22 protein-coding genes are annotated in these 22,201 nt (G+C 74.1%); 11 read left to right on the top strand and 11 right to left on the bottom strand.

The features are described 5' to 3' along the window. Positions 1-91 precede the first annotated feature (91 nt). The gene (locus OG294_RS08920; protein WP_327065896.1) at positions 92-907 is read right to left on the bottom strand and encodes an IclR family transcriptional regulator; all 816 of its coding nucleotides are present in this window, start codon (positions 905-907) and stop codon (positions 92-94) included. A 312-nt stretch (positions 908-1,219) separates the two neighbouring features. Between OG294_RS08920 and OG294_RS08915 the strand changes: the two genes are divergently transcribed. The 6 genes from OG294_RS08915 (at position 1,220) to OG294_RS08890 (ending at position 6,933) form a co-directional block, all read left to right on the top strand. Further along, positions 1,220-2,227 carry an ABC transporter substrate-binding protein gene (locus OG294_RS08915; protein WP_327065895.1) on the top strand — a complete coding sequence of 336 codons (1,008 nt, stop codon included), beginning with the start codon at positions 1,220-1,222 and terminating at the stop codon, positions 2,225-2,227. 50 nt (positions 2,228-2,277) lie between these two features. Then, on the top strand, positions 2,278-3,312 hold the full coding sequence (locus tag OG294_RS08910) for an NrtA/SsuA/CpmA family ABC transporter substrate-binding protein (protein ID WP_327065894.1): 1,035 nt from the start codon (positions 2,278-2,280) through the stop codon (positions 3,310-3,312). Then, the gene (locus OG294_RS08905) at positions 3,309-4,157 is read left to right on the top strand and encodes an ABC transporter permease (RefSeq protein ID WP_327065893.1); all 849 of its coding nucleotides are present in this window, start codon (positions 3,309-3,311) and stop codon (positions 4,155-4,157) included. Before OG294_RS08910 ends, OG294_RS08905 begins: the two co-directional genes overlap by 4 nt. Next, positions 4,154-4,885, top strand: coding sequence for an ABC transporter ATP-binding protein (locus OG294_RS08900; RefSeq protein WP_327065892.1), 732 nt, complete (start codon positions 4,154-4,156; stop codon positions 4,883-4,885). The genes OG294_RS08905 and OG294_RS08900 overlap by 4 nt, the downstream gene beginning before the upstream one ends. Positions 4,886-4,961: 76 nt before the next feature. Beyond that, positions 4,962-5,873 carry an ABC transporter substrate-binding protein gene (locus tag OG294_RS08895; protein WP_327065891.1) on the top strand — a complete coding sequence of 304 codons (912 nt, stop codon included), beginning with the start codon at positions 4,962-4,964 and terminating at the stop codon, positions 5,871-5,873. Then, positions 5,863-6,933 carry an LLM class flavin-dependent oxidoreductase gene (locus OG294_RS08890; RefSeq protein ID WP_327065890.1) on the top strand — a complete coding sequence of 357 codons (1,071 nt, stop codon included), beginning with the start codon at positions 5,863-5,865 and terminating at the stop codon, positions 6,931-6,933. The genes OG294_RS08895 and OG294_RS08890 overlap by 11 nt, the downstream gene beginning before the upstream one ends. Before the next feature lie 39 nt (positions 6,934-6,972). Here the strand turns inward: OG294_RS08890 and OG294_RS08885 are convergent, their stop codons facing one another. After that, complete coding sequence (locus tag OG294_RS08885; RefSeq protein WP_327065889.1) at positions 6,973-7,962, bottom strand: aldo/keto reductase; 990 nt, start codon at positions 7,960-7,962, stop codon at positions 6,973-6,975. Between the two features lie 355 nt (positions 7,963-8,317). Here OG294_RS08885 and OG294_RS08880 point away from each other — a divergent pair, with 355 nt between their 5' ends. Further along, entirely contained in the window at positions 8,318-9,352 is a 1,035-nt protein-coding gene (locus OG294_RS08880; protein ID WP_327065888.1) for an LLM class flavin-dependent oxidoreductase, read from the top strand. A gap of 28 nt (positions 9,353-9,380) precedes the next feature. Here OG294_RS08880 and OG294_RS08875 read toward each other — a convergent pair whose 3' ends face one another. Continuing rightward, positions 9,381-9,968 (bottom strand): Clp protease N-terminal domain-containing protein, encoded by a 588-nt coding sequence (locus OG294_RS08875; protein WP_327065887.1) that lies wholly within the window; start codon positions 9,966-9,968, stop codon positions 9,381-9,383. A 2-nt stretch (positions 9,969-9,970) separates the two neighbouring features. After that, positions 9,971-10,201 carry an RNA polymerase subunit sigma-70 gene (locus OG294_RS08870; RefSeq protein WP_327065886.1) on the bottom strand — a complete coding sequence of 77 codons (231 nt, stop codon included), beginning with the start codon at positions 10,199-10,201 and terminating at the stop codon, positions 9,971-9,973. Positions 10,202-10,290: 89 nt separating this feature from the next. Here OG294_RS08870 and OG294_RS08865 point away from each other — a divergent pair, with 89 nt between their 5' ends. After that, complete coding sequence (locus OG294_RS08865; protein ID WP_327065885.1) at positions 10,291-10,764, top strand: group III truncated hemoglobin; 474 nt, start codon at positions 10,291-10,293, stop codon at positions 10,762-10,764. A gap of 206 nt (positions 10,765-10,970) precedes the next feature. Next, complete coding sequence (locus tag OG294_RS08860) at positions 10,971-11,576, top strand: hypothetical protein (RefSeq protein WP_327065884.1); 606 nt, start codon at positions 10,971-10,973, stop codon at positions 11,574-11,576. 5 nt (positions 11,577-11,581) lie between these two features. On the opposite strand, the gene OG294_RS08855 is transcribed toward OG294_RS08860, so the two are convergent. The 5 genes from OG294_RS08855 to OG294_RS08835 form a co-directional block, all read right to left on the bottom strand. After that, complete coding sequence (locus OG294_RS08855; protein WP_327065883.1) at positions 11,582-12,556, bottom strand: DMT family transporter; 975 nt, start codon at positions 12,554-12,556, stop codon at positions 11,582-11,584. Beyond that, a complete protein-coding gene (locus tag OG294_RS08850; RefSeq protein ID WP_327065882.1) occupies positions 12,543-14,027 on the bottom strand; it encodes a pyridoxal phosphate-dependent decarboxylase family protein in 1,485 nt (494 codons plus the stop codon). The genes OG294_RS08855 and OG294_RS08850 overlap by 14 nt, the downstream gene beginning before the upstream one ends. Continuing rightward, the gene (locus tag OG294_RS08845) at positions 14,027-14,728 is read right to left on the bottom strand and encodes a GNAT family N-acetyltransferase (protein WP_327065881.1); all 702 of its coding nucleotides are present in this window, start codon (positions 14,726-14,728) and stop codon (positions 14,027-14,029) included. The genes OG294_RS08850 and OG294_RS08845 overlap by 1 nt, the downstream gene beginning before the upstream one ends. Next, a complete protein-coding gene (locus OG294_RS08840) occupies positions 14,721-15,470 on the bottom strand; it encodes a gamma-glutamyl-gamma-aminobutyrate hydrolase family protein (RefSeq protein WP_442789126.1) in 750 nt (249 codons plus the stop codon). The genes OG294_RS08845 and OG294_RS08840 overlap by 8 nt, the downstream gene beginning before the upstream one ends. A gap of 217 nt (positions 15,471-15,687) precedes the next feature. Then, a complete protein-coding gene (locus tag OG294_RS08835; protein WP_327065879.1) occupies positions 15,688-16,728 on the bottom strand; it encodes an Lrp/AsnC family transcriptional regulator in 1,041 nt (346 codons plus the stop codon). Positions 16,729-16,837: 109 nt separating this feature from the next. Here OG294_RS08835 and OG294_RS08830 point away from each other — a divergent pair, with 109 nt between their 5' ends. Continuing rightward, positions 16,838-18,205 carry a carboxylesterase/lipase family protein gene (locus OG294_RS08830; RefSeq protein ID WP_327065878.1) on the top strand — a complete coding sequence of 456 codons (1,368 nt, stop codon included), beginning with the start codon at positions 16,838-16,840 and terminating at the stop codon, positions 18,203-18,205. Positions 18,206-18,266: 61 nt separating this feature from the next. On the opposite strand, the gene OG294_RS08825 is transcribed toward OG294_RS08830, so the two are convergent. Both OG294_RS08825 and OG294_RS08820 read right to left on the bottom strand, forming a co-directional pair. Beyond that, positions 18,267-19,124: an NAD-dependent epimerase/dehydratase family protein gene (locus OG294_RS08825; RefSeq protein ID WP_327065877.1), complete on the bottom strand. Its 858-nt coding sequence runs from the start codon at positions 19,122-19,124 to the stop codon at positions 18,267-18,269. A 45-nt stretch (positions 19,125-19,169) separates the two neighbouring features. After that, positions 19,170-20,405 (bottom strand): MFS transporter, encoded by a 1,236-nt coding sequence (locus OG294_RS08820; RefSeq protein ID WP_327065876.1) that lies wholly within the window; start codon positions 20,403-20,405, stop codon positions 19,170-19,172. Positions 20,406-20,505: 100 nt separating this feature from the next. Between OG294_RS08820 and pdxR the strand changes: the two genes are divergently transcribed. After that, positions 20,506-21,963, top strand: coding sequence for a MocR-like pyridoxine biosynthesis transcription factor PdxR (gene pdxR, locus OG294_RS08815; RefSeq protein WP_327065875.1), 1,458 nt, complete (start codon positions 20,506-20,508; stop codon positions 21,961-21,963). Positions 21,964-22,201: the final 238 nt, after the last annotated feature.

Raw genomic sequence — 22,201 nt, 5'->3', positions numbered from 1 at the left:
GGCTCGGTGAGGCCCGGCTCCGCGGGGGAGCCGGGCCTCACGCCTGCTCCGCCTCGCGTCCACTGCGCCTCGCGTCCACTCCGCCTCGGGCCTACGCGGGTCGTGGCCGCTGCTCCGGCGGCAGGAGCAGGACGCGCAGCGCGGCCGCGCAGCCGTGCGCCTCGCGCAGCACCTCGGGCAGCCGCTCGGCGGTGAGCCGCTCGGGCGTGGAGCGGACGGCGAGCGCGAACCTGGCCTGCCCCGCCGCGTCCAGCACCGGTACCGCCACGGTGCGGACGCCGTCGGCCGACTCGCGGTCGTTCAGGGCGTGGCCGGCCTGCCGGACCCGGTCCAACTCGGCTGCCAGCTGGGCGGGATCGACGATGGTGCGGGCGGTGAAGGCGCGCAGCGGGTGGCCGGCGGCCAGGCCGGGCGCCGGCTCCGCCGGGTCGGGCCAGGCGAGCAGCACCTTGCCCAGTGCGGTGGAGTGCAGTGGTCGGCGCAGGCCCAGCCCGGAGTCCGGGCGCACCGAGTCGCCCACCAGGATCAGCGCGTGCTGGCCGCTGCGGATCGCCAGGTCGGCGGTGGCGCCGGTGCGCCGGGCCAGCACCGCCAGCTCGGGGGCGGCCAGGTGCAGGCCCCGCTGGTGGAAGCTGAGCTGGCCCAGTTCGGCGACCGCGGGGCCGAGCCGGTAGCGGGCGGTCAGCTGGTTCTGCTCCAGGAACTCCATGCTGACCAGGGTGCGGGCCAGCCGGTGCGCGGTGGAGACCGAGAGCCCGGTGCGCCGGGCCAGGTCGGAGGCGCTCAACTCCGGTCCGTTGTCGTGGAAGCAGTGCAACAGCCCGAGTGCGCGGACGACCGCCTGCGCGCCGCTGGGCGGGGTGCGGGCGGCCGGCGGCGGGGGCGTGGTGGCGGCGGCCTCGGCCATAGGTGCTCAGGTCCTCTGCTGGTGGGGAGGGCGGTGGTTCCCAGAGTATGGGAGCTTGGGCTGCCGCACTGTGGCGGCAATGTTTCATCACCATGGCATTGATGAACATCGCATCCCATCATGTGGCAAGGCTTGCCCTGGCCGATCGGGCCGTGGAACGCTCGGCACATCGCGGCGCCGCTCTCCCCGAGCCGCCGCCCCTCTCACCCCCGTTGCCCCCGGCCGCTGTCGGCGGCCTGTCCCGGGGTGCCGCCGTGACCGTCGCGCCAGCGGCGGACGTCAGCCGAAACCAGCAGCAAAGGTTCCGCCACCATGCCCACGCCCGCTCCAGCCCAGGCACCCGACGCACTCTGGTTCACCCGCTGCCCGGTCCCCACCGCCACCGGCATCGCCGCCGACCAGGGCTGGCTGGCGGCCGAGTTCGCCGCCGAGGGGATCGCCGTCCGCTCGCTGCAGGACGTCCCCGCCGAGCTGGCCGCGGACCACCACTACACCCACGCGCTGCCCGGCCTCTTCCGCGAGGGCGGCAACGTGCCCGCGCTGTGGGCCCGTTCGCGCGGCGAGCACACCAGGCTGATCGGTCTGACCTGGATCGAGGAGCGCCAGGTGGTGCTGGTGCGGGCCGGTAGCGGCCTGCGCGGCGCGGGCGCGCTGCGCGGACTGCGGCTGGCGGTCCCGCGGCACCCGATCGGCATCGACTTCTGGCAGGCGATGGCGCTGGCCGGCTTCACCGGGGCGCTCGGATCCGTCGGACTCACCCTGGCCGACGCCCGGTTGACCGAGGTGACCGCCCAGCCGGGCGCCGGCCAGTGGACCGCCGAGCTGACCGCGCTGCGCGAGGGCCGGGTGGACGCCGTCTACGTCAAGGGTGCGCTGGCGGTGGAGGCGGCGCAGCGGTTCGGCGCCGAGGCGGCCGTCGAGCTGGACGCCGAGCCGGACCGCCGCACCCGGGTCAACAACGGGACACCGCGTCCGGTGACCGTCCGCCAGGACCTGCTGGACGCCCGGCCCGACCTGGTCGCCAGGTTCCTCGCGGTGCTGCTGCGGGCCGCGGACTGGGCGGCCGAGCGGCCCGGCGAGGTGGCCCGGATCCTCGGCGCGGAGACCGGCGCCGGTGCGGCCGGTGTCGCGGGCGCCTACGCCGCCGACAGCCACCGCACCCTGCACCTCTCGCTCGCCTCCGACCGCCTCGACCTGCTCGCCCAGCAGGAGCGGCTGCTGCGCCAGCACGGCTTCCTGCCCGAGCCGGTGGACGTGGCCGCCTGGGCCGACCCCGAACCACTGCGCGCCGCACAGGCGTTGCTCGCTGCGCGCAGCTGACGGCGCAACCCCGTGCCCTTCCTGCGCCGATTCCCGACCCGGAGCCCGAAGTGAACCTCTCCCGCCCCCTGCTCGCCGCGGCTGCCGCGCTGCTCACCCTCTCGCTCGCCGTCGCCTGCTCCTCCTCCCCGGCCACCGGCCACGGCGCCGCCGGCGCCGCCGAGGTGACCGTGCGCATCCCCGACCCCGGCAACTCCGGTGTGCTGGCCCTCGGCAAGAAGGACGGCACGCTGGAGCGCGCGCTCTCCGCCGTGCACGCCAAGGTGGCCTGGACCGGCAGCGCGGGCCCGTTCGCCCCCGCCGCCCAGGAGTTGAACGCCGGGCAGCTCGACTTCGCGCTCGGCTCGATCACCTCCGCGGTGACCGCGCTCGCCGCCAAGCCGGGCTTCAAGCTCTTCGCCGCCACCGACCCCGATCCGGTGGGGGAGGGGATCCTGGTCAAGGACGGCTCGCCGATCGGCTCGGTCAAGGACCTGGTGGGCAAGAAGGTCGCCGTCAACCAGGGCGGCACCGGTGAGTACCTGCTGCTCCAGGCGCTGGCCAGGAACGGTGTGCCGGCCGATCAGGTGCAGCGCGTCTACCTGCGCCCCGACCAGTCCGCCCCGGTCTTCAACTCCGGCCAGGTGGACGCCTGGGCGACCTGGAGCAGCTACGCGGTCGCCGCGCTGGCCGGCTCGGGCGCGCACTTCCTGGCCAACGGCCAGGCGCTCGGCTCGGACAACTACAGCGTCTGGGCGGTGCGCACGGCCTTCGCCGATCAGCACCCCGAGGTGACCCGGGCGCTCTACCAGTACCTGCACGACGGCGACGTGAAGGCCAAGGCCGATCCGGCGGCCTACCTCAACGTCTTCACCGACGCCGGACCGCTGGCGGTCAACGGGCGGACGAAGGAGATCAGCGTGGACTTCGGGCGGCAGAACGGCGTGCTCGGGCCGATCAACGACACGGTGGCCGCGCGCTTCGACCGCGTCGCCGCCTTCTACGCCGACCAGAAGATCACCAGGAGCAAGGTGGCGATCCGGCCCGACCTGCTGGACATCACCAAGCTGCCGACCGCCGGTGCCGCCTCGGCCGGTGCCCGATGACGGCCGGTCCCGCGCTCGAGGAGCGGGCCGCCGAGGTGGCCGCGCTGGTCACACCGCGCGTCGCTCAGGCCCGTCCGCGACCCCGGGCCCTCTCGCTCACCCTGCGCGCGATCGGCCCGCTCGCGCTGCTCGGCGCCTGGAGCGCCGCCTCGGCCGGCGGTCTGCTGACCCCCGACGTGCTCGCCTCGCCGGCCGATGTGGTCCGCGCGGTCGGGGAGTTGTGGGGCAACGGCCAGCTCGGCGACGCCCTCACGGTCTCGCTCACCCGCTCCGGCCTCGGCCTGCTCTTCGGTCTGACGGCGGGGCTGCTGCTCGGCGTCACCACCGGACTCTCCCGGCTGGGCGAGGAGTTGCTCGACTCGCCGATGCAGGTGCTGCGCACCGTGCCGTTCCTCGCGCTGGTCCCGCTCTTCATGGTCTGGTTCGGCATCAACGAGACCGCCAAGGTGGTGATCATCGCGGTCGCCACCACCTTCCCGATGTACGTCAACACCGCGCAGGGCGTGCGCGGTGTCGACCGCAAGCTGATCGAGGCGGCGCGCGCCTTCGGCCTGGGCCGGCTCGCGCTCGTCCGCGAGGTGGTGCTGCCCGCCGCACTGCCCGCGCTGCTGGCGGGCCTGCGGCTGTCGATGACGCTGAGCGTGATCGCGCTGATCGCCGCCGAGGAGATCAATTCCACTGCGGGCATCGGCTACTTGATGACCCAGGCGCAGAACTACGCACGGACCGACATCCTGGCCGTCTGCATCCTGATCTACGGCCTGCTCGGCCTGCTCGCCGACCTGCTGGTGCGGCTGCTGGAGCGGGTGCTGATGCCCTGGCGCGCGACGGGAGCCGGCCGATGACCGCCGAGGCTCGGCTCGCCGTCCGACTGCGCGGTCTGCGGCGGGTCTTCGCCGGCCGGGCGGTGCTCGACGATCTCGATCTCGACCTGCCCCGCGGCGAGTTCACCGCGCTGCTCGGGGCCAGCGGCACCGGCAAGACCACGCTGCTGCGCATCCTCGGCGCACTCGACGCCCCCGACGCGGGCCGGGTCCTGGTGCCGGAGGCCCGGACCGTGGTCTTCCAGGAGCCCCGGCTGGTCCCGTCCAAGCGGGTGCTGGCCAATGTCGCACTGGGCCTGCCGCGCGGTCGGGACACCGAACTGAGGGCCCGCCGGGCACTCGCGGAGGTCGGCCTGGAGCAGCACGCCGAAGCCTGGCCGAGCACCCTGTCCGGCGGCGAGGCGCAGCGGGTCGCGCTGGCCCGGGCGCTGCTGCGCGAGCCCGAACTCCTGCTGCTGGACGAGCCGTTCGCCGCGCTGGACGCGCTGACCAGGTTGCGCATGCAGGACCTGGTCGGCGAGCTGTGCCGCAAGCACCGGCCCGCGGTGCTGCTCGTCACCCACGACGTGGACGAGGCGGTGCGGCTGGCCGACCGGGTGGCCGTGCTGCGCGAGGGCCGGCTGATCCGCGACGAGCGGGTCGAGGTGGCCCGCCCGCGCGACCCGGCCGACCCCGCGTTCGCGTCCCTGCGCCGCCGGCTGCTCGCCGACCTCGGGGTCGAGCAGTCCTCGCCCGGGCCACGTGCTTAGAAGGCACTTGGCCTCCGCGCCCGTCTCCGAACCCTCGTAACCCCGCACATCCCGAACTCCCCACCGGAGCAAACCGATGACCATCACCCTGGGCGTCCACCGCAGCAACCCCTCGCTCTACTACCTCTCCCGACTCGAATACCTGGAGGAGGAGTTGGCCAAGGTCGGGGAGCAGGGCCGGTTCCACCACTACAGCGACGGCACCCGCACCGGAGCGCTGCTCGCGGACGGCACCATCGACCTGGGCGGCACCGGCTCGACCCCGCCGATCACCGCCCAGGCAGCCGGGCACGACCTGGTCTACACCGCCGTCTCGGCGCCGCGCCCGGACCACGGCGCGCTGCTGGTGCGGGCGGACGGGCCGATCCGGACCGTCGCCGACCTCAAGGGCACCACCGTGGTGCTCGGCGTCGGCTCCTGGCAGACCCACCTGCTGGCCAAGGCGCTGCACCGGGCGGGCCTGTCCTACCGGGACGACCTCACTGCGCAGCGGCCGACGGGCACCGAGGCCGAGCGGCTGCGCGACGGCGGGATCGCCGGCTGGGTCGCGCAGGGCGCCGAACTGGTCCGGGCGCTGCGCGAGGACCAGGTCCGGGTGCTGATCCGCACCAGCGAGGTGATCACCGACCGCTCGGTCTTCTTCACCCGCCGGTCCTTCGCCGCCGAGCGGCCCGAGGTGGTGGGCGCCGTCACCGCCGCCCTGCAGCGCGCCGACCGCTGGGTGGCCGCGCACCTGGACGCGGCCGCCGCACTCGCCGCCGCCGACCAGGGCGGTGAGCTCGCCGATCACCGGGAGGCGCTCTCCCGGCTGCCCTGGCTGCTGGAGCCGGTGAGCGCCGCGTTCGTCGCCGAGCAGCAGGAGGCCGCCGACATCTTCCACCAGGTCGGCTTCATCGACCGGCCGATCCGGCTGGCGGATGCCCAACTGCCGCAGCTGGCCGAGACCGTGGCCGCCGCGCTGGAAGGGAGCCGCAGCAATGGCCAGTGAATTCCTCTGGTACCTGATCCCGCGCGAGGGCCACTACCCGTGGGAGCCGGCCGGGCGCCGTCCGGTCGACCTCGGCTACCTGCAGCGCCTGGCCGCCGATACCGAACGGCTCGGCTACAGCGGCGCGTTGCTGGCCACCGACCTGTATGACGTGTGGACCCTGGGCAGCGCCGTGGCCGCCGCCACCGGACCCGGCTTCCAGCCGCTGCTGGCGGTGCACCCGGGGCTGGTCTCGCCCACCCTGCTGGCCAAGATGGCGCTGAGCTTCGAGCACCTGCACGGCCCGCGCCTGCGGTTCAACGTGGTCAACGGCTCGACCGGTCAGCTGCGCGAGTACGGACTGGACGTCGGGCACGACGACCGCTACCGGCTGAGCGCCGAGTACTGGAGCCTGGTCAAGCGTCTGACCTCCGGCGAAGTCTTCGACCACGAAGGCGAGTTCTACCGCCTGAAGAACGCCGGCGCGAGCCTGCGGGAGCTGGCGCCCAAGCGCGAGGGGCACATCCCGCTCTGGTTCGGCGGCTCCTCGCCGGCCGGCATCGAGATGGCGGCGGAGCACGTCGACGTCTACCTCACCTGGGGCGAACCGCCGCACCTGCTCAAGGAGAAGCTGGCCCGGGTGCGCGAGCGGGCCGCCGCGCACGGGCGCACGCTGCGGATCGGCCTGCGGCTGCACCTGATCGTACGGGACACCGAGGAGCAGGCCTGGGCGGCGGCCGACCGGCTGCTCGACGTCACCAGCCAGGCCACCTACGCCCGCCAGCTCGGCGGCCGGGAGGCCGAGGACGGGGTCGGCTGGCAGCGCCAGTTCCGCCAGCACGGCGGCCAGGTCCCGGCCAGGGCACGGGAGTTGGAGACCTCGCCGAACCTCTGGCCGGGGATGGGCCTGTTCCGTCCGGGGCCGGGCACCGCGGTGGTCGGCAGCACCGCCCAGGTCGTCGAGCGCCTGCGGGAGTTCGAGGACCTGGGGGTGGACACCTTCATCCTCTCCGGCAACCCGTTGCTGGAGGAGGCCTACCGGGTGGCCGAGACGGTGCTGCCGGCCCTGCGGGCGCGCTGACGGACGGCGCAGCGGGCCGAGCAGCGCCTGCCGGAGGTCCTAGGCCGACAGCCGGTCGATCTCGGCCAGTTCCTCGGCGCTCAGCGGTCCGGCCGCCAACGCGTCGAGGTTCTGGTCGAGTTGCGCCACGCTGCTGGCCCCGATGATCACCGAGACCACCCGCGGGTCGCGCAGCACCCAGGCCAGCGCCAGCTGGGCCAGGCTCTGTCCGCGCTGCCCGGCCAGCTTGTCCAGCGCCCGCAGCCGCTCCAGCTTGTCCTCGGTGAGCGCCTCCTGCCGCAGGAAGTGCCCCACCGACATCCGCGAGCCGGCCGGCACCTCGCCACCCAGGTAGCGGTTGGTCAACAGGCCCTGGGCGAGCGGCGAGAAGGCGATCAGGCTGGTCTGGGTGTCGCCCACCGCGTCCAGCACGCCGTCCTCGACGTGGCGGTCCAGGATCGAGTAGCTGGACTGGTTGAGCAGCGCCGGGGTGCCCAGCTCGCGCAGGATCGCCACCGCCTCGCGGTGCTGCTCGGCCGGGTAGTTGGAGATCGACGCGTAGAGCGCCTTGCCCTGCTGGACGGCCGAGGCGAGTGCGCCCATGGTCTCCTCCAGGGGCGTGTCGGGGTCGTAGCGGTGCGAGTAGAAGACGTCCACGTAGTCCAGGCCCATCCGGCCCAGCGACTGGTCAAGACTGGCCAGCAGGTACTTGCGGCTGCCGCCGTCGCCGTACGGGCCGGGCCACATGTCGTAGCCGGCCTTGGAGGCGATGAACAGCTCGTCGCGGTACGGGCGGAAGTCCTGGGCGAAGAGCGTGCCGAAGTTCTTCTCCGCCGAGCCGTACGGCGGGCCGTAGTTGTTGGCCAGGTCGAAGTGGGTGACGCCCCGGTCGAAGGCGCGGCGCAGCACCGCGCGCTGCACCTCCAGCGGGTGGGTGTCGCCGAAGTTGTGCCACAGCCCGAGCGAGACGGCGGGCAGCTGCACGCCGCTGCGTCCGGCGCGGCGATAGGTCATCGAGGTGTAGCGGGACTCGGCCGCGAGGTAGCTCATGCGGGCATCCTGCCAGGTCGGATGGGGCGTCGGCGCCAGCGCCACGGGCCCTTGCCCGGAGGGTCGGGCCCGATCTAAGATCAGTTGAATTTTGTCCAATCTCTGCTGTCGCTCAGTGGGAGGGGTGGGTCCGATGCGTCGTCCGGTCACCGGCCGCCTCCCGCGCCGCTGTTGTCGTCGCGGCGCGCTGACGCGTCCGGGCTGCTGAGGACCGCTCTCCCGGCTCCGCCCGCCGCGCACCTCGCGGTGCACCGCCGCGCACCTCGCGGTGCACCGCCGCGCACCTCGCGGTGCATCCGTGCGCCCCGCTTCCGTTCCGCCCTCCCCTCTCTCGGCTCAGCGAGGAGTCACCGCCATGCGGTTCATCGTCTCGTCCCTGCTCTCCAACGGCCCCGATCCGGTCACCGGACGCCAGTACACCGCGTACGAGAAGTACCAGAACGTCATCGACCAGGCCGTCACCGCCGAGGAGTTGGGCTACGACGGCTACGGGGTGGGGGAGCGCCACGGCGCGCCCTTCCTGTCGCCGGCGCCGCCGGTGCTGCTGGCCACCGTCGCGGCCCGGACCAGCGTCATCCGGCTCTTCACCACGGTGACGGTGCTGAGCGTCCTGGATCCGGTCCGGGTCGCCGAGGACTATGCGATGCTCGACCAACTGTCGGCCGGGCGCCTGGAATTGATCATCGGCAAGGGCAACGACCCGCGCCACTTCGAGCTGTTCGGGCTGAGCGAGGAGCGGCAGTGGGACGCCCTCGCGGAGAACTACGGCCTGCTGCACCGGCTCTGGCGCGAGGAGGGGGTGGACTGGGCCGGCAGTACCCGCCCGGCGCTGACGAACGTGACCAGCTACCCACGGCCCTACCAGCAGCCGATCCCGGTGTGGCACGGCAGCGCGACCAGCCGGCAGTCCACCGACCTGGCCGCCCGCTACGGCGATCCGCTCTTCTCCGCCAACAGTTTCCACCCGCTGGAGAAGTACCGGGCGCTGGTGGACCACTACCGCGAGCGCTGGGCGCACTACGGCCACGACCCGCGCGAGGCGGTGGTGGGCACCGGCTTCGGCGGGCTCTTCCTCGCCAAGCGCTCGCAGGACGCGGTGGCGGGCTTCCGCCCCTACTGGGACGCGCTGTTCAACTCGGCCGCGGGCAAGCACAACAACTCGCCGTTCGCCTCGCTGGAGGACGCCCTGGAGCGCGGGTCGGCCCTGGTCGGCAGCCCGCAGCAGGTGATCGAGAAGATCCACCGGTACCACGAGGCCTTCGGCAACGAGGTGGTCGGGATCGGTGTGGACGCGCTGACCGAGGAACTGCAGCACGACCAGCTCGCCCTGTTCGCCTCGGAGGTGGCGCCGGTGATCCGTCGGGAGCTGCCCGCGCCGGTACGGCCCTAGCCCGGCCGGTCCGGCCGGTCCAGCCGGTTCAGCGGTCGACGGTGGCGAGGACGGCGGCGTGGACGGCCGTGACCGCCAGGCCGTGGTCCTGGAGCACCCGGGCCGCCAGGCCCTGGCGCTGCTCGCGGGTCGGGCCGAGGGCGGCCTCCTGGAGCACCCCGAGCAGCAGGTGGCCCGGTGTGATCGCCTTGCTCTTGCGGGCCAGCGCGGCCCGCAGGCTCAGCTCCACGGCCTTCTTCGCGCGATCGCTGAACCGCACCCGCCCGTCGGCGGGGCCCTTGTCCTTCTCCGGCCGGCTCGCGGGGCCGTCCAGAGCGCCGCGTCCGAAGCCGGCCTCCACCGCCTCGCGCACCGCCGTCAGATCGATGCCGATGCTGCCCAACGCCTCGGCGTCGCCGCCGGCCGTGCCGTCGCCGAGCAGCCGGACGACGCCGGCCCTGGCCGTCGGCAGGTCGAGACCGAGCTCGACCAGGACCGCGACCGAGCTGTCCTCGGGGTGGTGCAGCAGGCCGAGCAGCAGGTGCTCGGTGCCGAGGTAGGGGTGGTGCAGCCGGGTGGCCTCCCACTGGGCCACCGAGACCGCGTCGCGGGCGGCCGGGGTGAAGCGGTCGAACATGGTCACTCTCCGTCCAGGAAGTGGGGGCGTCGGGCGTGTTTCTTGTGCACCGCCTGCCGGCTCACGCCCAGGCAGGCGGCGATCTCCTGCCAGGACCAGCCGTGCGCCCGGGCGTTGCCGACCTGGAGGTCCTCCAGGCGGTCGGCCAGGTCGCGCAGGGCCCGCACGGCCCGCAGGCCGATGGCGGGGTCGCGGCTGCTCGCGTCCGCGGCGAGCTGGGTGGTCTCACTCATGCTGTCAACATAGGTTGACGGCGGGAGGATGTCAACCAAGGTTGACAGTTACGGTTGCTGCCGAGCGTCCACCGCAGAGGAGGCCCCCGATGCCGCACCCTGACGCCGCCGGCTCTGGCGCGGCCGAGCCGGACATCGCCACCCGGTCCGACCTGGAGCACCTGCTGCGCCGCTTCTACGCCGCCGCCTTCGCCGACCCGCTGATCGGCCCGCACTTCACCGAGGTGGCCCGGATGGACCTGGCGGCCCACCTCCCGCGGATCACCGACTTCTGGGAGAGCGCCCTGCTGCGCTCGGCCGCCTACCGCCGCAACGCCTTCGCCCCCCACGCGGCCCTGCACGAGCGCGAGCCGCTGACCGCCGCCCACTTCGGCCGCTGGGTGCAGCTCTGGAGCGCCGCCGTCGACGGCCTGCACCGGGGCCCGCTCGCCGACCGCGCCAAGGCCCAGGGCGAGCGCATCGCCCTGGCCATGCTGCGCCGCACCTCCGGCGAGGACCCGGCGACGGGCGGCCCCGGCGGCTTCGTCCCGCTCTCCGCCGTCCTGCTGCGCAGCCCCGGCTGAGCGTCAGGCTCCGGGGCCGCCGGATCCCGCCGGGCAGCCGAGCGCGGTCAGGGCCCGGCGGACCAGGGCCACCCGCCGGTCCGTCGGCGCGGCCGGGACGTCGATCAGCTCGAACCCGAAGGCCCGGTAGCTCTGCTCGTGGACCCGCTCTGACTTCGCTCAACTTCGTTTCCTCTTCGTCGTCCTGGTCAGTACGCTCACCGCCCATGAAGATCGTGCGGGGTGGGCAGGCGGTACCGGCCGAGGCGGCGTTGCGAAGATCGCGGCGGCAGGCGGCGATCGAGATGGCCGTGACCTTCGTGCTGGGGTTCGCGCCGGCACTGTGGGTGCGGCCGGATCCGGATCCGCCGGGCATCCTCCTGCTGGGCCTGATCTCCGGGTTCCATCTCGCCTTCTTCCCGATGCGGTGCGAAGCCGGGACGAAGGTGTGGGTGGACCCTGCCGACCCGAACCTGGTGACGGGGCGGACCTTGAGCGGTCGGCGGACCGTGGACCTCGCTCGGATCACCCGCATCAGGATGTACAAGTACACCTCGCGCGGTTACTCGCCGCCCATGCTCATGGTGCGGGACCACCGGGGCGTCCGGCTCGGTCTGAGCGGCAGCGACGGCTACCGGCTGGTGCGGGAGGCGCTGCAGCGCCGTGACGCGAGCCTCCCGATGCCCCGGGTGTCGAGGTCCGCTCGACGCCTGATCGACACCGGTTCCCTCCGGTGGGGACGCGAGGCGCTGTACGGGGCGTTGAGCGTGCTCTGGGGCCTGGCGTGCGCGGGGGGCGTCGTCTGCGCGGCCGTCGTGGTCGCGATGTCCTGAGCGCCCTATTCGGCCGGTTCGCTGCGCCTCGCCTCCGCCAGTGCGCGGTTGAAGAGGTAGGCGCAGAGGAAGACGCCGCCGACGACCAGCAGGCCGCCCCACAGCTCGGGGGAGGTGGGCAGGCGCCGTTCCCGCATGAGGTTGAAGACCACGCCGAAGACGGCCTCCATCCCGATGATCGGGCCCATGACGGTGGTGGGCAGCCGTCGGGTCGCCGCGTTCCAGAACCAGGTGGCGCACCAGGAGCCGAGCAGGGCCAGGGCGGCGCACCAGGCCAGGTAGCGCCAGAAGGTCCCGGTGTCGTGGAACGGCGAGGGGCCGCCACCCGCGCGGGCGAGTGGCACCAGCAGCAGCGAGGCGGCGAAGGCGCCGGTGCCGATGCTCGCGGTCCACACCGCGTTGTCGACGGGGGTCTTGGCGCGCTTGAGGACGATGCCGTTGGCGATGACGAAGTACGCCCAGGCCAGGCAGGCCGAGACGCCCAGCACGATCCCGAGCAGGGTCCGCCCTGCGGAGAGGCCGGCCCGGTCGGCGGCGGAGGAGGCGCTGTCCACCAGCAGCAGCCCGCCGGACATGACGGCGATCGGCAGCAGCAGCCGGCGCCAGCCCAGTGCCTTCTCGAAGACGTTGGAGGCCAGCGCGACCATCGCGGGGATCAGTCCGGTCAGGGTCGAGGCGAGGACCCCGCCGCCGATCCTGGTGGAGAGCGACAGCAGCAGGTAGAAGCCGATGTACCCGACCACGCCCAGGTGCATCGCCGTCAGGAAGCTGCGCACCCCGAGGGCCCGCGCCCGGTCGGAGTTGAGCGCCAGGACGGTCAGCGACATCACGCCGAAGACCGCGTACCTGCCCACCACCAGGTAGTAGACGTTGAGCGGGGCGATGACGGCGGGCCCGAGGAAGGTGAATCCCCACAGCGCGGTGGCGACCAGCGCCGCCGGCAGCCCGACCGAGTACGTGCCTGACCTAACGGGAATCACCTCTCGGGGCCGCGGGCAGCTGCCGGGTGAGCCGGTCGCCGATCGCCTGGATCCGGTCGACCAGGAACTCGATGTCGGCCGTCGTCGTCCGGTGGTTGTTGTTGGCGACCCGGATGACGAACTTCCCGTCGATCACGGTGTGCGAGGGCATCGCCAGCCCGCCCACCTGGAGCTGTGACAGGATCTCCCGGTTGACCTGGTCCAGCGCCTGCGCCCCGCCCTGCGGCCAGACGTAGCGCAGCGTGGCGATGTTCAGCCGGCTGCGCGAGACGACCTCCAACGCCTCGGACGCGTCGGCGAGTTCGGTCAGCCGGGCGATCTGCTCGATGTTGCCCGCGATCGCGTCGGCGAAGGCGTCGATGCCGTGGGTGCGGAGCGCGAACCACACCTTCAGCGCCCGGAACCGGCGGGACTGCTCGATGCTCCGGTCGGAGAACGCCACCTCGTAGGCGGCCGGCCCGCGGTCGGTGCGGCTGATGTAGTCGGCGGTGGAGCTGAAGGCGGCTTCGAGGGCGTCCGGCCGGTTGACCAGGACGCAGCTGACGTCGAACGGCAGGTAGAGCCACTTGTGCAGGTCGAAGACGAGCGAGTCGGCCTGGTTCAGGCAGGCCAGCAGCCGCCGGTGGCTCGGCAGCAGGTAGGCGAACGCGCCGAAGGCGCCGTCCAGGTGCAGCCACAGGCCCGCCTCGCGGGCGAGGGCCACCAGCTCCTCCAGCGGATCGATCGCGCCGGTGTTGACGGTGCCGACGTTCCCGACCACGCAGAGCGGGTGGAACCCCGCCGCGCGGTCCTCGCGGATCGCCTCGCGCAGCGCGGCCACCTCGATCCGGAAGTCCTCGTCGACCGGGATCTGCCGGAAGAACGTCCGCCCGATCCCCAGCAGTTCGACCGCCTTCTCGACCGAGTGGTGCGTCTCGGTGGAGCCGTAGACGGTGAGCTGGGGGCCGGCCAGGTTGCCGTCGCGGCGCACGTCCCAGCCGCCGGTGCGGGCCTCGCGCGCGGCGGCCAGGGCGATGATCTGCCCCATCGAACAGCCGCTGGTGAGCACCCCGGAGCCGGTGTCGGGCCAGTCGAAGGCCTGCATCAGCCAGTCGATCACCTGCCGCTCGACCAGCATGGCCGCGTTCTCGCCCGAGCCGAGGGTGCAGTTCATCACGGAGGCGAGCAGATCGGCGTAGGCGGCGATGGGCACGCCGGATCCGTTCGCCCAGCCCCAGAAGCGCGGGTGGATGTTGCCGCGCGGGTACGGCAGGATCGACTCGCAGAAGTCCTGGTAGACGGCGGCCATCGGCGTCCCGGTGCGCGGCAGTTCGGTGGCCAGGCGGGCACGGACGGCGTCCGGTACCGGCTGCCAGACCGGCCGGTCCCGGACGCCGGCGAGGTAGTCGACCATGTCGTCGACGATCTGCTTGCCCAGCGCCCGGAACTCCTCCCAGTCGGCGGGATCGAGCGGTGCCGTCTCGTGGCCCATCAGGTGTCCCCTCCGTTGACTGCGCCGGCCCCGCTGACGTCGAACGGAGCGGGCTGCAGCCGCAGGGCGAGGCAGGGCCCGGAGTCGTCGATCACGAGGGAGGTGCCGGTCCACCCGTCCCGGAAGGCCTGCTCCAACTCCTCGGTGGCGCCGAGCGCGACGGTCCGCCGCGGGCCGGCGGCCGCGGGCCAGCCGGCCGGGCTGGGGCGGTAGCAGAGGAAGCGGAGCTTGCCGCCGAACTTCCGCACCAGCCGCACCGGCCTGAAACCCGTCTCGATCAGCGAACGGACCCCGTGCGGATTGGCGGGTGAGCTGGTGGAGAGGAGGTGACGGATGTCGGTCTGCTCCAGGTCGGCCAGCGCCCGGGTGTTCAGCAGCCTGGCCAGCTGGAATCCGCGCCACTGGGGAAGGACGGCGATGGTGTCCCAGTGCGCCACCCGGAGGTGCTCGGCGGGCGGCAGCGGGGTGTCCCGGGCCAGATTGAACTCACGATCGCGCGGGAAGTACACCATGCGGTAGGCGACCGTTTCGCCGCCGCGCGAGACGCCGTAGCAATGGCCGCCCTCCGCAAGGCAGTAGGAGATGAACTCCGGCGAACTGGTCTGGAAAATCGCCTTGTCGGCGAGGCCGGAACGGATGCGTTCCTGGAGTTCCAGAATGAGCCCGAGATCCTCGGGGGCGAGGCGGCGGAGTTCAAACACGGGGCTGCCTCGCTGCCGTGACGAAGGCGGATATCAACGGGTCGGCCGGCAACGAGTCCGGCAGTAACGGGTCGGCCGGCAACGAGTCCGGCAGTAACGGGTCGGCCGGCACAGGGATTTCGCCGCCATTCGTCGTCGCGGGCAGCTCCGGGTGCCAGAGCACGCCGACGGCCCAGCCGCCCTCGACCTGTTCGATGGCCTCGACGAGCGAGTCCTCGGAATGCGCGGTGGCCCGCCAGCGCGCATCCGGGGCCTCGGGCATCGTCAGCCCCTGGTGGTGGTAGGAGGTGACCCAGCGGGACCGCTCCCCGTAGGCCCGCGCCACCACGCCCTCGGCGGCCAGGGTGACCAGGTGCCGGGACGGTTCGGTGAGCGAGAGCCGGTGTGCGACGCTGCCGTCGGTGACCTCGGGGATGTCCGGGATCAGCCGGTTCCCGGTCGCGACGTGCAGCACCTGGCAGCCGCGGCAGATGCCGAGGACCGGCACTCCGGCCGCCAGGGCCAGGGCGGCCAGGCGCAGTTCGAAGGCGTCCCGGTCGGGGTGGTAGTCGTATCCGGGCTGGCGCGGGGTTCCGTCGGCATAGGCGGGATCGATGTCCTCGCCGCCGGTGAGCAGAAGGCCGTCCAGTGCGGACAGCACCGGTTCGCAGAGCTTTTCGTCGCCGAACGGAATGACGATCGGTACACCGCCTGCCCGGGCGACCTGGTCGACGTAGGCCTGGTGGACACAGTGGCTCTGCACTGACCGGCGTAATCGCGCGGTGATACCGATCCTGGGTTGCATGACCCGCCCCATGAAATCGTGCACGTGATGGAACACGAACAAGAGGAACGCTAACTGACGCCACGTCGGCTGCGCAAGATCGGACGGGCCCGGTTCGGGTCCGCCGGCGCGCGCCGCCGACGTGGGACAACTCCACTGCCCGGCAGCCTGGTTGACGCCGCGCGAGCGCGTGGGTTCACCAGGCCGGACGGGTCAGCCCGGTGCGCTTGGCGGTCGCCAGGATCGGCGTGGTCTCGATGCCGGTGATCTTCGTCAGGGTGCCGACGGTCCCGGTCAGGAACCCGTACAGGGCGCTGAGGTCCGCCACGGCCACCGCCACCAGGAGATTGGCGGGGCCGGTGGTGGCGGCGACGAACCGGACCCGGGGGTGGCGGCCCAGTGTCCGCCCGGTGGCCTCCAGCGCGCCGGGGCTGACGGTCAGCCAGAGCAGCGCCTCGCTCTGGCAGCCGAGCAGGGCCAGGTCCACCTCGGTGGCCAGCCGGACCACGTGGCCGCGCACCAGCGCCGCCACCCGGCGCCGGGCGGTGAGCGGGCCGAGGCCGGTGCGGGCGGCCAGCTCGGTCCAGCCGGCCCGGCCGTTCGCGGTCAGCGCCTCGATCAGCGCGGCGTCGCCCGGCGCCTCGCCGGCCTCGGTGACCGCGGGCACCTCCGGTGCGTCCGGTGCGTCTGGTACGTCCGGTGCCTCCGGCCCGGGCGCGTCGGCCGGCAGCGGATCGGTCGCCTGGAGCAGTGCGGTCTCCTGGGCGGAGAGCAGGCCGCCGCTCCAGTGGAACGAGGTCGGAAAGACCCGCAGCAGCGTGTGCGCGGTCCAGGAGGCGACGGCGGCGGTGGCGGGCAGGTCGCGCAGCAGCAGGGTGTTGCGGGCCTCGGGGCCGTCCAGGAAGAGGATCGTGCTGATCTCGTCGCCGCCGCCCAGCACGTCCACCCAGACCGTGTCGGGCCGGCGGGCCAGCGTGGCGGCCACCGCCCGCACCCGGTTCGGGCGGCAGCGCACCCGCAGCGCCAGCGGGACCAGCGCGGGGAACCGGGCGGGGCTGCGCACCACGGTGGCCCGCAGCGTGCCGTCGGCGTACAGCGGCCCGGCCCGGCGGACCACCGTGCGCTCGGACAGCTCCAGGCAGTGCGCGAGGGTGCGCCAGGAGGCGCGGGGTGCGATCAGCAGCGCGGCGGCGATCCGGCGGTCGGTCTGGTCCAGCGATTGGCGCACATTCGGCATTCTAGAGTGCTTCGGTGACGCACTTTCGGAAGCCGGGCCCCCTGTGATGGCCCGGTCCTGCCGGGAGGTCGTACACCTGGGACGTCAGCACGACGAGAGGGGACGGGCCATGACCGACGGAACGAGCGCAACGGGCAGCACGAGCGGAGCGGACGGCACGGGGCCGGTGCTCGCCACCGCCCACGGGCTGCTGCGCGGCACGGTGGAGGGGACGGTGGCGGCGTTCCGCGGCGTCCCGTACGCGGCCTCCCCGGTGGGCGCGCTGCGTTTCGCCGCACCGGGCCCGCAGCCGGGCTGGTCCGGGGTGCGCGACGCGGTGCGCCCGGGCCCGGCGGTGCCGCAGGGCCCGTCCCGGCTGGAGGTCGTGATGGGTCCGCGCACGCCGGACTGGGACGAGGAGGGCTGCCTCACCCTCAACGTCTGGACGCCCCGGCCGGCCCTGGACGCCGCCACGGCCGCGCCGCGCCCGGTGCTGCTCTGGTTCCACGGCGGCGGCTTCAGCAGCGGCAGCGGCGGCTGGGACTGGTACGACGGCGCCCGGCTCGCCGCCCTCGGCGACATCGTCGTGGTCACCGCCAACTACCGCCTGGGTCCGCTGGGTTACCTCTACCAGCCGGAGTTCGGCGCGGACAACCCCGGCTGCCAGGACCAGGGCGCCGCGCTGCGCTGGGTCGCCGAGAACATCGCCGCGTTCGGCGGCGACCCGGGGGCGATCACGGTCGGCGGCCAGTCGGCCGGCGCCTACTCGGCCCTCGCGCTGGCGGTCGACCCCGCCACCGGCGGCCTGGTGCGCCGGGTGATCGCGCAGAGCGGCCCCTGGGGCATGCGCCCGCAGGGCCCGGACGAGGCCGCCGGGTCCGCCGCCGACTTCCTGCGCCTGCTCGGCACGGCCCCGGGGCGGGCCGGCTGGGAGGAGCTGCGCACCCTGCCCGCCGAGCGCCTGCTCGACGCCTACCGCCGGTTGGCCGCCGACCGCGCCGGGTCCGGCGACCCGAACCCGCCCATGTACCCCGTCCTCGGCGGCGCGGGCCTGCCGCAGCCGCTGCTCCCGGCGGTGGCCGCGGGCGCGCTGGGCGGCAAGGACCTGCTGCTGGGCACGACCACCGACGAGATGACGGCCTTCGGCCTGCGCGGCGAGGTCGCCGGGGCCGTCACCCGCGGGTTGTTCCACGCCGGCGCCACCGAGCTGGCCGAGCACCGCGCCGCCCAGGGCACCCCGGCGTACGTCTACCGCTTCGACCGCCGCCCGGTGCCCGACGACCTGGGCACCGGCGTCACGCACTGCGCCGAACTGCCCTTCCTCTTCGGCACCTTCGACGCCTTCGCAGCCGCCCCCATGCTGGGCGGGGTCAGCGCGGCCGACCGCGCGCTGGGCGAGTCCTTCGCCCGCGCCCTGGCCGCCTTCACGGCCACCGGCGCCCCGGACGGGGGCTGGGCGCCGTACCGGAGCGAGGCCGACGTCCGGCGCTTCGCCTGACGGTCTCGCCGGCCGACCCGCGCCACCCGCGTCGGCCGTGGCCCCGGCCCCGCTCCCGGCCTCAGCCTCGGCCGAGCTCCGTGAAGCCCTGTCGCCAGGAGGCGCGGGTCGGCCGCCAGCCGCGGGCGGTCCTGGCCAGCGTGCCGTCCGCACCGCGCTCCCAGGCGGCCCGCCCGGCCGCGGCCGGCGGCGTCGGCGCCCCGACGGCGGCGGCCAGCACCGGGACCCAGAGCCGGGCGGGGGCCGGGTCGTCGTCCACCACGTTGACCGTGCCGCTGGGCCACTCCAGCGCCGCGAGCGCCGCCCGGGCGGCGTCCTCGACGTGCAGGAAGGAGTTCACCGCCTCGCTCGCGGCCAGCTCGCCCCGGTGCAGCCGCTCGGCCATCAGACCGTCCTCGGCGTACCAGGTGCCCGGGCCGTAGAGGGTGCCGTAGCGCAGCACCACGTGCTCGGGAAGCTCGGTCACAGCCTCCTCCAGCGCGCGCACGCCACCGACCGTCGCGGCGCGCGGCTGCTCGGTGGTGGGGTCCAGCGGGGTGGCCTCGGTCGCCGGGGTGTCGCCGCCCTGGTAGGCCCAGGAGATGGACTGGGCGACGATCCGGCGCACCCCGGCCCGGTGCGCGGCGTCCACCAGGTTGCGGGTCCCCTCCCGCCGGATCCGGGCGTTCTCGGTGAGGTCGAGACCGCTCAGCGCGGTCAGCTGGTGCACCACGGCGTCCGGCGCGGCCGCCGCCACGGCCCGTTCGACCACCGCCCGGTCGAAGACGTCCAGCCGGAGCGCCTCGGCTCCCTGCGCGCGCAGGGCCCGGGCGCCCTCCTCGCTGCGCGAGCCGGCCACCACCTGGTGGCCGGCGGTCAGCAGCAGCGGCAGCAGGAGCCGGCCGATGGCGCCGGTTGCCCCGGCGAGGAAGACGCGCATGTGGATCTCCGATGAGCAGACGGTGGAACGGGGTGGGGTGAGTGGTCAGTTCGCGGCCCGCCGGTCGCCCAGCCAGAGCGCGCCGGCCACCGCCGTGAGCCCCAGCCCGGTCAGGCAGCTGCCGAGCCATCCGGCCGCGGCGTACAGCGTCGCGGCGGCGGTGGCGCCGACCGCGCCGCCGAGGAAGTAGGCGGTCATGTAGGCGGTGGTGACCCGCGACCGCAGCGCCACTGGGAACGTGTAGATCCGCGCCTGGTTGAGCACGTTGAGGCCCTGGGCCCCGACGTCCAGCAGCAGGATCCCGGCGATCAGCGGGAGCAGGTGGTGGCCGCCGGCCAGCGCGGCCCAGGCGAACGCGAGGGTGAGCAGCAGCAGCCCGGTGGCGGGGTGCGCCGACCCGCGGTCCTGCAGCCGCCCGATGGGCCGGGCCCCGAGCGCACCGGCGGCGCCGAGCAGGCCGAACAGGCCGATGGTGGCGGCCGAGTAGTGGTACGGACGGTCGCTGAGCAGGAACGGCAGGCCGGTCCAGAGGAGTTGGAAGCAGCCGAAGGCGAGTGCCCCGCTGGCCATCCGGCTGCGCAGCAGCGGCTCGGTGCGCACCAGGGTGGCGACCGAGGCGAGCAGGCGCGGATAGCTCTGCCCCTGGCGGGCCGGCAGTTTCGGCAGGCGCAGCCGCAGGGCCAGCGCGAGCAGCCCGGTGGCCGCCGCCGCGAGGCCGTAGACCGCGCGCCAGCCGGCCAGTTGGTCGAGCGCGCCGGAGGCGGTCCTGGCCAGCAGCACCCCCAGCAGCAGGCCGGTCATCAGGATGCCGACCACCCGGCCGCGCTGGTCCTCGCGGGCCAGCGAGGTGGCGAGCGGGATCAGCACGCTGGCGGCCGAGCCGGTCAGCCCGACCACGGCCAGCGCGGCCAGCAGGCTGCCCGCGCCGGGGGCCAGCGCGGCCGAGGCCAGCGCCAGGGTGTCCACGGCGAGCATGGTGACGACCAGTCGGCGCGGGGCCAGCAGGTCGCCGAGCGGCACCAGGAAGACCAGGCCCAGCGCGTAACCGAGCTGGTTCAGCGTGATGCAGAGCCCGGCCACGCCGCTGGAGACCCGCAGGCTGCCGGCCAGCGCGGGCAGCAGGGGCTGGGCGTAGTAGTTGTTCGCCACCACCAGCCCGCAGGCCGTGGCGAGCAGCAGCACCAAGGGCCGCGACAGACCGGGAGTGGCAGCGGCGCTGGAGGCGGCGGGGGCGCCGGTGGTGCCGAGTTCCCCCGGGTCGGCGGTCCGATGTGTGGTCACCTGCTCAAACTAGAAGCAGAAAGGACCATCATCATGGACCAAAAACACCCCCGCGAAGTGAGCCAATCCCGTGCCTCCAGCCACACCCCCGGATGAGCCCGTGCCCGGCCTCGACCTGCTGATCGAGCTGGTCGACACCGGCCCGCCCGGCGCCCGGGGCAGCCGCCGCCGGTCCGTCGAGGAGGCGCTGCGCACCGCGATCCGCCAGGGCCGCCTCGCGCCCGGCGCCCGGCTGCCCGCCACCCGGCACCTGGCCGAGCAACTCGGCCTCTCCCGCGGCACGGTGAGCCAGGCCTACGAGCAGCTGATCGCCGAAGGCTGGCTCACCGCCCGTACCAAGGCCGGCACCCGGGTCGCCGAGGACGCCGGGCCCGACCCGCGGCCGCCCGCGGGTCCGCCCGCCGCCGCACCCGGGTTCCGCCACGACCTGAGCCCGGGGCGCCCCGACGTCTCCGCCTTCCCCCGCGTCGCCTGGGCCCGCGCGCTGCGCCGGGCGATCCACGAGGCGCCCGCCGAGGCGTTCGGCTACGGCGACCCGCGCGGCCGGATCGAGCTGCGCACCGCGCTGGCCGGCTACCTCGGGCGGGTGCGCGGGGTCCGGGTCGCCCCGGAGCACCTGGTGATCTGCTCCGGCTTCGCCCAGGCGCTCGGCCTGCTCACCGCCGCGTTCGCGGAGACCGGTGTGCCGGCCGTGGGCATGGAGAACCCCGGGATGCCCGATCACCTGGCGACCGTCGCGGCCCGGCTGCCGGTGCTCGACCTCCCGGTCGACGACCAGGGCCTGCGGGTCGACGCGCTGTCCGGCAGCGCCGTGCGGGCGGTGCTCTGCACACCGGCGCACCAGTTCCCGCTCGGCGTCGGCCTCTCGCCCGGCCGCCGGGCGGCGCTGCTGGCCTGGGCCGAGGAGTGCGGGGGCTGGATCGTGGAGGACGACTACGACGGCGAGTTCCTCCCGCAGCCCCCGGCCGGCCGGACCCCGATCGCCCGCCGCCCGGTGGGGGCGCTGCAGGGCCGCCGCCCGGACCGTGTCGTCTACGCCGGCTCGCTCAGCAAGTCGCTGGGCCCGGCGGTCCGGCTGGGCTGGATCGCCTGCCCGCCACCGCTGTTGGAGCCGCTGACGGCGGCCAAGCGGCTGGCGGACCGGCAGACCTCCACGCTGGAGCAGCTGGCCCTGGCCGACCTGATCGGCTCCGGCGCCTTCGACCACCATCTGCGGACCATGCGCAGGAGCTACCGCCGCCGGCGCGACGCGCTGGCCGCGGCCGTCGCCGAGCGGCTGCCGCGCGCCCGGCTGACCGGGATGGAGGCCGGCCTGCACGCGCTCCTGCAACTGCCGCCGCAGCCGGACCGGGACGAACGGGAGATCGCCGCCGTGCTCCGCCGGGCCTCGGTGCTGCTCCGACCGCTGAGCGACTACCTGCGCGGTCCGGCGGCGGCCGGCACGCCGACCGCGCTGGTGGTCGGCTACGCGACCCCGCCCGCGCACGCGTACCCGGCGGCCCTCGACGCCCTGGTCGGGGCGTTGCAGGGGCTGTACGGACCGGAGCGGCGGCTCTGACGGCGGTGCGCCCGGCGCGGCCCGCCGGACAGGGAGCCGCCCGCCCGCGTGGGGGTGCGGGCGGGCGGCGGTCCGGTGGGGGGAGAGGCGGAGCAGAAGTCCGCGTCCGCATGCGCCTTGGAATCGAAGAACAATCGCCCGTCGGACCCGTAACAACGCATGAAGATTCACCTATTCCGGGGCAACTATCCCGTGTCTGCATGTCCCTGTCCAGTCTTTTGTTCATTAATGAGTAGCG

The organism is Kitasatospora sp. NBC_01302, from assembly GCF_035976515.1.
Taxonomy (GTDB): domain Bacteria; phylum Actinomycetota; class Actinomycetes; order Streptomycetales; family Streptomycetaceae; genus Kitasatospora.
Note: the sequence above shows the minus strand (reverse complement) of the source record. Positions and strands in the feature narration are given on the sequence as shown.